Here is a 12,014-nt window from a genome sequence, read left to right as displayed (position 1 = left end):
GAGGAACAGCTTCGATACATATACTATAAAAGATAGATGTGACCTGAATGTGAACATAGAGTGAAAGAGAAAGGGAGTTTTAAGTAAGAAGATAGAGGGAACAAAAAAATAAGACCATCACATATCGGATGGTCAAAGGAAGGGGACAATTTATGTCAATTTAATTAGGGATGGAAGCTATTCAAGACACTGGGGAATGTCTTATAAATTAGGGAGGAACAGCTTCGATACATATACTATAAAAGATAGATGTGACCTGAATGTGAACATAGAGTGAAAGAGAATAGGAGTTTTAAGTAAGAAAATGGAGAGAACAAAAAAATAAGACCATCACATATCGGATGGTCAAAGGGAGGGGACAATTTATGTCAATTTAATTAGGGATGGAAGCTATTCAAGACACTGGGGAATGTCTTATAAATTAGGGAGGAACAGCTTCGATACATATACTATAAAAGATAGATGTGACCTGAATGTGAACATAGAGTGAAAGAGAAAGGGATTTTTTTAGTGAGAAGAAAGGGAGAACAAAAAATAAGACCATCACATATCGGATGGTCAAAGGAAGGGGACAATTTATGTCAATTTAATTAGGGATGGAAAGCTGTTCAAGACACTGGGGAATGTCTTATAAATTAGGGAGGAACAGCTCCGATACGTATACTATAAAAGACGGATGTGACTTTGATGTGAACATAGCGTGAAAGGGAAAGGAATTTAAAAGAAAATATAAATGAATTAGTTGTTACTATAGTAGTTATCGAGTTATGAATGCTATGAAGTTAGAATATAAATAAAAGTTGAAATCTATGAAAAAAAGGATTATGCTCAACTATATTATGAGAGTATAGGGATTTATCCTGCTATTCATAGTTTCTTTCTAAGTTAGTCGGATAAAAGCTTCACTTAAATTAAGGGAGTTAATGACATGGAAGTAGCAAAAAAACAAGGGTTGTATAATCGTTTTATACGATTAAATCCACCGCAAATTTTAGCATTAGGCTTTTTTTGTTTAATTGTGGTCGGGGGTTTGTTATTAAAGTTACCGTTTGCAACGAAAGTACATATTAGTTGGGTAGATGCTTTCTTTACGGCAACGTCAGCAGCGACTGTAACAGGATTAGGTGTTGTAGATACTGCAAGTACGTTTACGATGTTTGGTCAAATTGTTATTATGTTTTTAATTCAAACAGGTGGTCTCGGTCTTATGACGATAGCCATTTTAATTGTTTGGGTACTAGGTAAAAAAATTGGTTTGCGCCATCGATTATTAATTGGAGAAGCATTTAATCAAACAAGTATTGGTGGTCTTGTGAAATTAGTGAAACGAGTTTTTGTTTTTTCTATTTGTATTGAGCTGATTGGAGTCATCTTTTTATCGATTCGATTTATTCCAGAGTTTGGATTTGGAAAAGGTTTGTACTATAGTATTTTTCACGTTGTTGCGTCATATAATAATGCTGGCTTTGCTCTTTGGTCAGATAATTTAACAAGATATGTAGGAGATCCTATTATTAATATTGGGATTTGCTCGTTAATTGTAATAGGAGGATTAGGGTTTACCGTATTAATCGATATATGGTATAGCCGTAGTTTCCGAAAACTATCGCTTCACTCAAAAATCATGATTGTTGGAACGATAGCCCTTAACATTATTGCGATGATTGTGATTTTTGTATTGGAATATAATAATGTGAAAACATTAGGGAACTTACCTTTAAATGAAAAGTTATGGGCTTCTTTCTTCCAAGGAATTACACCTCGTACAGCTGGCTTTAACACGATTGATTATGGCGGTATGGAAGAGTCATCGATATTATTTACGATGGTATTAATGTTTATTGGTGCAGGAAGTGTATCGACAGGTGGTGGAATTAAGTTAACGACATTCGTTATTTTAATTACATCAGTCATTTCCTTCTTTAAAAAGAAGGAGGATTTTGTATTATTTCAGCGTACTGTCAAAATGTCGACAGTAACAAGAGCGTTAGCAATTGTCGTTGCTAGTCAAATCCTTATTTTTACAGCAGTATTTTTGTTAATGCTTACAGAAAATTTCAGTTTTATTCAATTGTTATTTGAGACGATTTCAGCGTTTGGAACAGTTGGATTAACAATGGGGATTACTGCAAAGCTAACGGCAGTTGGAAAATGTATTATTATGTTTGTTATGTTTTGTGGATTAATTGGCCCGTTAACACTTGTGTTCTCTTTGGCACGACCAGCGAAACAAAAAATTAAATATCCATCAGAAGATGTATTTACAGGATAAGGTATCTCGCATAATGCGAGATACCTTTTTCATTTTAAAAAAGAGAGAACAATAAGCCAATAATCGCCGCTCGGAATAAAATTGCAATGAGTGCAGCGATACCACCAATAATCGCTGCGGTACCACCAGTTACTGTAGCTCCACGATTATAAGCGTAAATGCCTAGTAGTACAGAAACAAGACCAAATAGTGTTGGGAAGGTGAAGAGTGATAATATAGATAAGGCAAGAGCGATAAAGCCAGCAGTTGATCCAGCGGCGGACGATCTTACATCATCTTTATCGTCTTTATCATAATCAATGCGCTGTGGTGCAACTTCAGCTGAGTATTCTTCTTTATAGTCACTATAATCACTATCTATTCGATCTCTTTTTTTATACTCATCAAATTTCTCAGTCAAAGTAATGACTCCTTTCATAACAAGGTTCGATAATAGTATGTATCTCTTTACCGTTTTTATCCGGGTGTGGACAGGGAGTGATATCCAATTAGAAGATGAAAATTGTTTTTTCGAAATAGGAAAACTTAGTATGACTTCCTCTATTTTGGAAAGTATAAAAAAGAATAATGAGGAAAGGGTGCTGTACATAATGGAACATCCAATTGAAAATTTAATGAAAACAGCAATGACAAATTTAAAAGAGATGGTAGATGTAAATACGATTGTTGGAAGTCCGGTTTCAACAGCCGATGGAAATGTAGTATTAACAGTATCCCAAGTTGCTTTCGGGTTTGGAGCTGGGGGAAGTGATTTTAAGGGGGATTTTTCTCATGAGAAAAATAGTGGTGGACATGGGCAACAAAAAGAGATAAAACAAGGGCATCCTTTTGGAGGTGGAAGTGGTGCTGGTGTTTCCATTAGTCCGGTGGCTTTTTTAGTTGTAGGTTCTAATGGGGTGCAAGTATTACATTTAAATAGTAGCACGCATTTAATCGAAAAAGCTTTAAATGTTGTACCAAGTACTGTAGATAAATTTGTGAACGGTCGCTAAAGGTGAACTTGCATTTTTTAGGAATTGTGATATATTAGAAAAAGTGTGCTTAAGGACGATGGAAATAATTGAAACGTAAATATATATGATGTGCGAAATAAGGGAGAGGAATTTATGATTAATATCAAAAATTTGGTAGTCGGCTTATTTATGCTAGTAAGCGGATTTGTTGTATATGTAATAAAAGAAAAAGCTCCATTTTAAAACAGACAAACCGTTGATGTCTGTTTTTTATTTGCGAAAATAGTTGACAGTTTATCTTATTGGTGTTATAATTTTAATTCGTGTCTCGGTTACAGCTAGTGTAAAGTGAATATCTCTTATGAATACAATATGAAAAGTTTGCGAAAGATCGGGTAATCTTATCAACAACTTTTGTGAACAAACCCTATAAATTGTATTTGTAAGCTTTATATGTATACTAGTGAATCAAGGAGCGGTCAGTGGAACCGTAATGATGAGAGAGAGGTAGGGCTTTCATCCAGTATATGTTACTTTCCCGTTAGGTGAATATAAAAAAGAGGGCTCCTTGTGAAAAGGAGCCCTCTTTCTTTTGTGTATTGTGATTTGTAAAAATTTAAATGCGACTTTCAACCTGCTGACAAATTTCATCTGTTGTTAAACCATGAGCTGTAATTACCGATCCTTTTATTGATGTATCTGCAATACCCATCATATTAGAATCTTGCCCAGTTACAACACAACAATCACACCCTTGTGCATCATGTTCTGAGTTAAGTGTAACGACTTCATGTCCATGTTGCTGAAGAGCTTGTTGAACATCTGTTAACGAGTTTTCAACGCCAATTCTAGCCATAATTCTCACCTCCTACCATCTAGTTACTAGTATGCTCAAGTTTTTAGCATATATTATAAAAAGATGGTAGAAGAGTATATGTGTTTAGTCGTTATATACGCCAGTAAGCATTTGACTAACGAATTGATCATTTAATGTATCTTGTGCTGAAGCGTTATTAGAATGAATATCAATTGAAGCAGTAAAGTTATTATATTCTCTGTTACTAGGCTCTACCTCTACGTAATTGTTGAATTTACAAAGCCCTTTCGTATCCATTAGATCAAATAGTTGCAGCATTTCTACTACCTCTTGTCTTGTTCCTTTAATTTGTACACACGCCATTTTTATTTCCTCCTTCATTTTGACAAATTGTTTTTTAAAAATAGGATTATGATTGCGAAATGAAAAATATGAATGTTATTTTTAGACAGCGTTATTTTTGTTATTTTCCCCCTTTTTCACCAAAAGTCGTTGTTTATTCCCGAATATATAAAATCGGACGTCCGTTTATTGAATACAATAGATTCGCACTATTTACCGAAAATCCTTCTCTTAAACAAATATTTTTTTTAGTGGAAATTAGCGAAAAAAATATTTTGACTTTTTGTAAACGTTAACAACGTTGTTAAATCAATATAATTAAAGATGTATGTACGATTAAAAATTATAAATTTTCTAAAAATTCACTTGATTTATTTGAAAAGGAGAGTAAACTAGGAAACAATAAAAAATTCATAGAACATAGGGGGCGCTTTCAAGTGAACGAGCAGTGGATTTTCTTAAATGGAGAATTTGTTCCAAAAGACGAAGCAAAAGTTTCAGTATATGATCATGGCTATTTATATGGCGATGGGGTGTTCGAAGGAATTAGAGTATATAGCGGTAATGTTTTCCGTTTGAGAGAGCATCTTGTCCGGTTATATGAATCAGCGAAATCCATCATGTTAGAAATTCCATATACGTTAGAAGAAGCGACGAAGATCGTTGTTGAAACGATTCAACAAAACAAACTATCTAATGGATATATTCGACTCGTTGTATCAAGAGGACCAGGGAATCTTGGATTAGATCCCGATTCTTGTACGAAACCAAATGTAGTAGTAATTGCAGAACAATTATCTTTATTCCCACAAGAATATTATGAAAAGGGAATTCCGATTGTAACAGTTGCAACGCGTCGCAATCGCCCAGATGTTTTATCACCTCAAGTAAAATCTTTAAATTACTTAAATAATATTTTAGTTCGCATTGAAGCGAAACTAGCTGGAGTACAAGAAGCACTTATGTTAAATGATCAAGGATACGTAGCTGAAGGCTCTGGCGATAACGTATTTATTGTAAAAGGAAATAAATTAATTACACCACCAAGTTCTGCTGGAGCGTTAGAAGGTATTACGCGAAACGCAATTTTAGAAATCGGTGAAAAACTTGGGTATGACGTAAGAGAAGAATTATTTACAAGGCACGATGTATATGTAGCTGATGAAGTATTTTTAACAGGAACAGCTGCTGAAGTAATTGCTGTTACGACAGTAGATGGAAGAACGATTGGTTTAGGAAGAACAGGGCCACATACGAATCGTTTATTAGAAGAATTCCGTAAATTAGTTGTAGAAGATGGAGAGAAAATTTACGAAGAAAATAAAGTTGGATAATAGCTCTTTACGACATGATAAAGCGTTGAAAGGGAGGAGTAGTTGACTGTGAAGCCTCACAGAGAGTCGGTGGTTGCTGGAAACCGATGGTTCACGTCGACGAACATCACCCTTGAGTGCTAAGCTGAAGCGTTTGTTTAGGCTTAGACGGTAGCTCCGTTATTAGCTAGACTCATCCCGAGTCACTGAGGCAAGAGTATTCTTGCAAAGAAGGGTGGTACCGCGAAATCTTTCGTCCCTTCAGCACATAGCTGGAGTGTGGACGTAGGATTTTTTTATTTTATAAATGTTTTAAAAAAGGGGGCTTATAAGAAAAATGTCTTCAAAAACGGAAGAGAAACTGGCAACTGGTGCACAGCTATTGTTAGAAGCGCTAGAAAAGGAAGGAGTAGAAGTAATTTTCGGTTATCCGGGTGGTGCTGTTTTACCTCTATATGATGCACTTTATGATTGTGAGATTCCGCATATTTTAACGAGGCATGAACAAGGTGCGATTCACGCTGCTGAAGGATATGCAAGAATTACAGGAAATCCAGGAGTTGTAATTGCAACAAGTGGACCGGGCGCTACAAATGTTATTACGGGTCTAGCTGACGCGATGATTGATTCATTGCCACTTGTTGTATTTACAGGGCAAGTAGCAACAACGTTAATCGGAAGTGATGCTTTCCAAGAAGCGGATATTATGGGGCTTACGATGCCGGTGACAAAACATAATTATCAAGTGCGAAAAGCATCGGATTTACCTCGAATTATTAAAGAAGCATTTCACATCGCTAGAACAGGAAGACCGGGACCAGTCGTAATTGACCTTCCGAAAGATATGGTAGTAGAGCAAGGCGAGCGATGTAGCGACGTACAAATGGATTTACCAGGATACCAGCCTAATTACGAACCGAATCTACTACAAATAAACAAATTATTACAAGCGATTGAGACTTCAAAAAGGCCGTTAATTTTAGCTGGAGCAGGTGTATTGCATGCGAAAGCATCGAAAGAATTAACAAATTTTGCCCGTAAATATCATATTCCAGTTGTTCATACATTACTTGGTCTTGGTGGGTTTCCACCAGATGATGAACTATTTCTAGGGATGGGAGGAATGCACGGTACATACACCGCAAACATGGCGTTATATGAATGTGACTTACTTATTAATATTGGTGCAAGATTTGATGATCGTCTTACTGGGAATTTAGCTTATTTTGCTAAAGAAGCGATTGTCGCGCATATAGATATTGATCCAGCGGAAATCGGGAAAAATGTTCCGACTGAAATTCCAATCGTTGCGAGTGCGAAGCAAGCATTAGAAGCTCTACTTAAATTTAAGGAAGGGGAAGTAAACCACAATGATTGGCTCACGCTATTAAATAGTAGAAAAGAAAAATATCCTTTTTCTTACAAAGAACATGCGGAACGTATTAAGCCTCAATATGCAATTGATATGCTATATGAAATTACGGAAGGGAAAGCGATTGTAACAACAGATGTTGGGCAACATCAAATGTGGGCAGCCCAATATTATCCGCTGAAAGATCCAGATAAATGGGTAACCTCGGGAGGATTAGGAACGATGGGCTTCGGGTTTCCGGCAGCAATAGGTGCACAAATCGCAAAGCCTGAAGAATTAGTTATTGCAATCGTCGGTGATGCTGGATTTCAAATGACGCTACAAGAACTTGGTGTATTAAAAGAGCATTCTTTACCAGTTAAGGTTTTTATTTTAAATAATGAAGCTTTAGGGATGGTAAGACAATGGCAAGATGAATTTTATAATGGGCGATATTCGCACTCTTTACTTTCGTGTCAACCAGATTTCGTTGCGCTTGCCAATGCTTATGGCATAAAAGGTGTTCGTATTGAAGACCCACTTTTTGCAAAGCAACAATTAGAGGAAGCGATTGAATTAAGAGAGCCAGTTGTAATTGATTGCCGCGTACTTCAATCCGAAAAGGTAATGCCGATGGTTGCCCCAGGAAAAGGCGTTCATCAAATGGAGGGAGTGGAAAAAAGGTGAAGAGAATTGTTACAGCGACAGTTCGAAATCAAAGCGGTGTGTTAAATCGAATTACAGGTGTTATGACACGAAGACATTTTAATATTGAAAGTATTTCGGTAGGCCATACGGAATCATCGGATATTTCGAGAATGACGATTGTTGTACACGTTGAGAGTGAACAGCAAGTTGAGCAGTTAATTAAACAACTTCATAAGCAAATCGATGTACTGAAAGTATCAGATATTACAGAAGAAGCGATGATTGCTAGAGAACTTGCACTTATTAAAGTAGCAACTTCTGTCGCAAGAGCAGAATTATATAGTTTAATTGAACCATTTCGAGCCACTGTAATAGATGTTGGGAAGGATTCCATAGTGGTGCAAGTAACAGGTACTCAGGAGAAAGTAGAAGCGTTAATTGAATTACTTCGTCCATATGGTTTGAAAGAAATTGCAAGAACAGGTGTAACGGCTTTTACGCGCAGTATGAAAAAGCAAGATAAACAAGTTATGTTAATTCAATAATCATTTAAATATAGGGGGAAAAGAAAATGGCGAAAGTTTATTATGAAAAAGATGTAACGGTAAATGTATTAAAGGAAAAGAAAGTAGCAATCATCGGATACGGATCACAAGGTCATGCGCACGCGCAAAACTTACGTGATAACGGATTTGATGTAGTAGTTGGACTGAGAAAAGGAAAGTCATGGGATAAGGCGAAAGAAGATGGATTTTCTGTATATACAGTAGCGGAAGCAGCAGAAAAAGCGGATGTAGTAATGGTTCTACTACCTGATGAATTACAGCCAGAAGTATATGAAGCCGAAATTGCATCAAATTTACAGGCTGGAAATTCCCTCGTATTCGCACATGGCTTTAATGTTCACTTTGATCAAGTAAAACCGCCAGCTAATGTAGATGTATTTCTAGTAGCACCGAAAGGTCCGGGACATCTAGTACGTCGTACGTTTGTTGAAGGGGGAGCCGTTCCTGCATTATTTGCAGTATATCAAGATGCAACAGGAGTTGCGACTGAAAAGGCACTTTCATATGCAGATGGAATTGGGGCGACGAGAGCAGGTGTATTAGAAACAACGTTTAAAGAAGAAACAGAAACAGATCTATTTGGAGAGCAAGCTGTACTTTGCGGCGGAGTGACTGCACTTGTAAAAGCAGGGTTTGAAACGCTAGTTGACGCAGGATATCAACCTGAACTTGCATATTTTGAATGTTTACATGAACTAAAACTAATTGTTGACCTTATGTATGAAGGCGGACTTGAAAATATGAGGTATTCAGTTTCAGATACAGCGCAGTGGGGTGACTTCGTATCGGGACCACGTGTCGTGACGGAACATACGAAGAAAGCGATGGGGGAAGTGTTAGCAGAAATTCAAGATGGTACATTTGCAAGAGGGTGGATTGCCGAGCATAAAGCAGGAAGACCTCATTTCCAGGCGACAAATGAGAAAGAAAACGAACATCAAATCGAAGTAGTTGGGCGTAAATTACGTGAGATGATGCCATTTGTACAGCCGCGAGTAAAGGTAGGGATTAAATAATATGAAGCAAATTTTGTTCATGGATACGACGCTTCGTGATGGCGAACAATCACCTGGAGTTAATTTAAATGAACAAGAGAAGTTGCAAATTGCAAGGCAACTAGAGAAGCTTGGAATTAATGTAATGGAAGCTGGATTTGCAGCGGCTTCTGAAGGGGATTTTCAATCGGTAAAGCGTATCGCAAATACAATTCAAAATGCTACGGTTATGAGTTTAGCTAGAGCGAAGGAAAGCGATATTCGAAGAGCATATGAAGCAGTGAAAGGTGCTGTATCTCCTCGTTTACACGTGTTTTTAGCTACAAGTGATATTCATATGAAATATAAGCTTTGTATGTCAAAAGCAGATGTATTAGATAGTATTCATCGCTCGGTTATGCTCGGGAAATCATTATTTCCGACAGTACAATTTTCAGCAGAAGATGCGACAAGAACATCGAGGCACTTTCTAGCTGAAGCAGTAGAAGTTGCGATTAGAGCAGGAGCGAATGTAATCAATATTCCTGATACAGTTGGATATACGAATCCAGAAGAATATTATTCTCTCTTTAAATATTTACAAGAATCCGTTCCTTCTTATGAGAAAGCAATTTTCTCTTGTCATTGTCACGATGATCTTGGGATGGCAGTAGCGAATTCATTAGCTGCGGTTGAAGGCGGAGCGTTACAAGTAGAAGGAACCATTAATGGAATTGGAGAAAGAGCGGGGAATGCAGCTCTAGAAGAAGTCGCGGTTGCTCTCCATATTAGAAAAGATTTCTATGAAGCAGAGTCCTCTATGACGTTAAAAGAGATTAAAGCGACAAGTACATTAGTAAGTCGTTTAACAGGTATGGTTGTACCAAAAAATAAAGCGATTGTTGGAGCAAATGCATTCGCCCATGAGTCAGGTATTCATCAAGATGGTGTTTTAAAAGAAGTGACGACATATGAAATTATTGAACCGGCGCTTATAGGTGAATCTCAAAATCTATTTGTACTTGGAAAACATTCTGGACGTCACGCATTTACGGAAAAAATGAAAGAACTAGGCTATGAATTTACAAACGAAGAACGAGATGCGGTGTTTGAAGCATTTAAAAAATTAGCTGATCGAAAAAAGGAAATTACAGAAGAAGATTTGCGTGCGCTTATGCTTGGTGAAGCAGCATTTTCGGCGCAACAATATAGCATTACGCAATTGCAAGTACATTTCGTATCAAATAGTACCCAGTGCGCAACAGTTGTACTGAAAGATGAGGAAGGAAATATATACGAAGATGCAGCAACTGGTTCTGGAAGTATTGAAGCGATCTATAATGCAATTCAAAGAATTTTAGGGTTAAAATGTGCCTTAGCGGATTATCGCATACAATCTATTACGCAAGGTCAAGATGCACTTGCACATGTTCATGTTGAATTAAAAGAAGGAACTCATCAAGTATCAGGTTTTGGTGTTGCGCAAGACGTATTAGAAGCATCGGCGAGAGCGTATGTCCATGCGGCTGGAAAATTGAAATCTTTTATAACTGTTGTGAAATAAGTGTTTGATAGGTGAGGAATTCTTTCCCCACCTATCAAAATAAAGTTCTGAAAATTCTGTCAAAGGGGTGCTCAAATTGGAAAAACGTATCGTTTGTTTAGCTGGTGATGGTGTTGGTCCAGAAATTATGGAAAGCGCAAAAGAAGTATTGTATATGGTAGAGAGGTTATACGGTCATCGTTTTTATTTACAGGATGAGCACTTTGGCGGAGCTGCCATTGATTTAACTGGGCAACCATTACCACAACGAACACTTGCCGCTTGTTTAGCGAGTGATGCGGTTTTACTTGGGGCAGTTGGTGGACCGCGATGGGATAGTGCGAAAGAAAGGCCGGAGAAAGGACTATTAGCTTTAAGGAAAGGACTTGGTGTATTTGCAAATGTTCGCCCTGTAACGGTAGAAAGCTCAACTTCGCATTTATCACCATTAAAAAACGCTGATGAAATTGACTTCGTTGTCGTTCGTGAATTAACAGGTGGTATTTATTTTTCTTATCCGAAAGAGCGCACGGAAGAAGTAGCAACAGATACTCTTACGTATCATCGCCATGAAATTGAACGTATCGTTTCTTATGCTTTTCAATTAGCGAGTAAGAGAGAGAAAAAAGTAACGTCTATTGATAAGGCGAATGTTTTAGAATCTAGTAAATTATGGAGAACTGTTACGGAAGAAGTAGCTCTTCGTTATCCTCATGTTGAATTAGAGCACATTTTAGTAGATGCAGCTGCTATGGAGTTAATTCGGAACCCGAGGAGATTTGACGTTATCGTAACAGAAAATTTGTTTGGTGATATTTTAAGTGATGAAGCGTCTGTATTAGCAGGATCGCTAGGAATGCTTCCATCAGCGAGTCATGCGGAAAACGGACCGTCTTTATATGAACCTATTCACGGATCAGCACCAGATATTGCTGGAAAAAATAAAGCAAATCCAATTGCAATGATGCGTTCGGTTGCAATGATGCTTGGACAGTCGTTTGGATTAACAAGAGAAGGAAATGCGATTGAAGAGGCCATTTCTGCAGTTCTTCAAACTGGAAAATGTACAGCGGATATTGGCGGAGATGAGACGACAACTTCATTTACGAAGGCGGTTATTCAAGAAATGGAAGAGCAGGCGCTAGTAGGGAGAGGACGATAATGGGAAAAAGATTACTAGATAAGCTTTGGGAAAGACATGTAGTTGCAACAAATGAAAATGGATTGGATTTATT

General features: G+C 37.4%; 13 protein-coding genes, 1 pseudogene and 1 other annotated feature. Of the genes and pseudogenes, 11 read left to right on the top strand and 3 right to left on the bottom strand.

Annotated features, from left to right (window positions below):
- Window positions 1-928 precede the first annotated feature (928 nt).
- A complete protein-coding gene (locus tag BAU28_RS00070; RefSeq protein WP_071717324.1) occupies window positions 929-2,272 on the top strand; it encodes a TrkH family potassium uptake protein in 1,344 nt (447 codons plus the stop codon).
- A 34-nt stretch (window positions 2,273-2,306) separates the two neighbouring features.
- On the opposite strand, the gene BAU28_RS00065 is transcribed toward BAU28_RS00070, so the two are convergent.
- Window positions 2,307-2,672, bottom strand: coding sequence for an imidazole glycerol phosphate synthase (locus tag BAU28_RS00065; protein WP_071717323.1), 366 nt, complete (start codon window positions 2,670-2,672; stop codon window positions 2,307-2,309).
- Window positions 2,673-2,802: 130 nt separating this feature from the next.
- On the opposite strand from BAU28_RS00065, the gene ytfJ reads away from it, so the two are divergent.
- Window positions 2,803-3,264, top strand: a complete 462-nt coding sequence (ytfJ, locus tag BAU28_RS00060; protein ID WP_048370566.1) for a GerW family sporulation protein — start codon at window positions 2,803-2,805, stop codon at window positions 3,262-3,264.
- Between the two features lie 114 nt (window positions 3,265-3,378).
- The gene (locus BAU28_RS00055) at window positions 3,379-3,468 is read left to right on the top strand and encodes a hypothetical protein (RefSeq protein WP_000608227.1); all 90 of its coding nucleotides are present in this window, start codon (window positions 3,379-3,381) and stop codon (window positions 3,466-3,468) included.
- Between the two features lie 373 nt (window positions 3,469-3,841).
- Here BAU28_RS00055 and BAU28_RS00050 read toward each other — a convergent pair whose 3' ends face one another.
- Window positions 3,842-4,081: a YkuS family protein gene (locus BAU28_RS00050; RefSeq protein WP_002149532.1), complete on the bottom strand. Its 240-nt coding sequence runs from the start codon at window positions 4,079-4,081 to the stop codon at window positions 3,842-3,844.
- Between the two features lie 84 nt (window positions 4,082-4,165).
- A complete protein-coding gene (locus tag BAU28_RS00045) occupies window positions 4,166-4,405 on the bottom strand; it encodes a DUF3911 family protein (RefSeq protein WP_025147315.1) in 240 nt (79 codons plus the stop codon).
- A 59-nt stretch (window positions 4,406-4,464) separates the two neighbouring features.
- On the opposite strand from BAU28_RS00045, the gene BAU28_RS31390 reads away from it, so the two are divergent.
- The 8 genes and pseudogenes from BAU28_RS31390 to BAU28_RS28780 form a co-directional block, all read left to right on the top strand.
- Window positions 4,465-4,680 (top strand): hypothetical protein, encoded by a 216-nt coding sequence (locus BAU28_RS31390; RefSeq protein WP_071717322.1) that lies wholly within the window; start codon window positions 4,465-4,467, stop codon window positions 4,678-4,680.
- A 141-nt stretch (window positions 4,681-4,821) separates the two neighbouring features.
- Window positions 4,822-5,718 carry a branched-chain-amino-acid transaminase gene (ilvE, locus tag BAU28_RS00035; protein WP_025147314.1) on the top strand — a complete coding sequence of 299 codons (897 nt, stop codon included), beginning with the start codon at window positions 4,822-4,824 and terminating at the stop codon, window positions 5,716-5,718.
- A gap of 16 nt (window positions 5,719-5,734) precedes the next feature.
- Window positions 5,735-5,961 (top strand) — a binding site (T-box leader).
- 73 nt (window positions 5,962-6,034) lie between these two features.
- A complete protein-coding gene (gene ilvB, locus BAU28_RS00030) occupies window positions 6,035-7,735 on the top strand; it encodes an acetolactate synthase large subunit (protein WP_071717321.1) in 1,701 nt (566 codons plus the stop codon).
- Window positions 7,732-8,241: an acetolactate synthase small subunit gene (gene ilvN / locus BAU28_RS00025; protein WP_048370559.1), complete on the top strand. Its 510-nt coding sequence runs from the start codon at window positions 7,732-7,734 to the stop codon at window positions 8,239-8,241. The genes ilvB and ilvN overlap by 4 nt, the downstream gene beginning before the upstream one ends.
- Before the next feature lie 26 nt (window positions 8,242-8,267).
- Window positions 8,268-9,278, top strand: a complete 1,011-nt coding sequence (ilvC, locus tag BAU28_RS00020) for a ketol-acid reductoisomerase (RefSeq protein WP_025147312.1) — start codon at window positions 8,268-8,270, stop codon at window positions 9,276-9,278.
- A 1-nt stretch (window position 9,279) separates the two neighbouring features.
- Window positions 9,280-10,800 carry a 2-isopropylmalate synthase gene (gene leuA, locus BAU28_RS00015; protein ID WP_071717320.1) on the top strand — a complete coding sequence of 507 codons (1,521 nt, stop codon included), beginning with the start codon at window positions 9,280-9,282 and terminating at the stop codon, window positions 10,798-10,800.
- Window positions 10,801-10,876: 76 nt separating this feature from the next.
- On the top strand, window positions 10,877-11,941 hold the full coding sequence (gene leuB / locus BAU28_RS00010; RefSeq protein ID WP_002171054.1) for a 3-isopropylmalate dehydrogenase: 1,065 nt from the start codon (window positions 10,877-10,879) through the stop codon (window positions 11,939-11,941).
- Window positions 11,941-12,014: pseudogene (locus BAU28_RS28780) on the top strand (3-isopropylmalate dehydratase large subunit); the annotation flags it as partial. The gene leuB and the pseudogene BAU28_RS28780, both read left to right, overlap by 1 nt.

The organism is Bacillus paramycoides (genome assembly GCF_001884235.1).
GTDB lineage: Bacteria > Bacillota > Bacilli > Bacillales > Bacillaceae_G > Bacillus_A > Bacillus_A paramycoides.
The sequence above is the reverse complement of the archived record's forward strand: the minus strand, read 5'-3'. Positions and strand labels throughout refer to the sequence as shown.

Excerpts from the sequence above, each read along its gene's own strand:
- BAU28_RS00070 (WP_071717324.1), top strand. The coding sequence starts at position 929 with ATGGAAGTAGCAAAAAAACAAGGGTTGTATAATCGTTTTATACGATTA.
- ytfJ (WP_048370566.1), top strand. The coding sequence starts at position 2,803 with ATGACTTCCTCTATTTTGGAAAGTATAAAAAAGAATAATGAGGAAAGG.
- BAU28_RS00055 (WP_000608227.1), top strand. The coding sequence starts at position 3,379 with ATGATTAATATCAAAAATTTGGTAGTCGGCTTATTTATGCTAGTAAGC.
- BAU28_RS00050 (WP_002149532.1), bottom strand. The coding sequence starts at position 4,081 with ATGGCTAGAATTGGCGTTGAAAACTCGTTAACAGATGTTCAACAAGCT.
- BAU28_RS00045 (WP_025147315.1), bottom strand. The coding sequence starts at position 4,405 with ATGGCGTGTGTACAAATTAAAGGAACAAGACAAGAGGTAGTAGAAATG.
- BAU28_RS31390 (WP_071717322.1), top strand. The coding sequence starts at position 4,465 with ATGAAAAATATGAATGTTATTTTTAGACAGCGTTATTTTTGTTATTTT.
- ilvB (WP_071717321.1), top strand. The coding sequence starts at position 6,035 with ATGTCTTCAAAAACGGAAGAGAAACTGGCAACTGGTGCACAGCTATTG.
- ilvC (WP_025147312.1), top strand. The coding sequence starts at position 8,268 with ATGGCGAAAGTTTATTATGAAAAAGATGTAACGGTAAATGTATTAAAG.
- leuA (WP_071717320.1), top strand. The coding sequence starts at position 9,280 with ATGAAGCAAATTTTGTTCATGGATACGACGCTTCGTGATGGCGAACAA.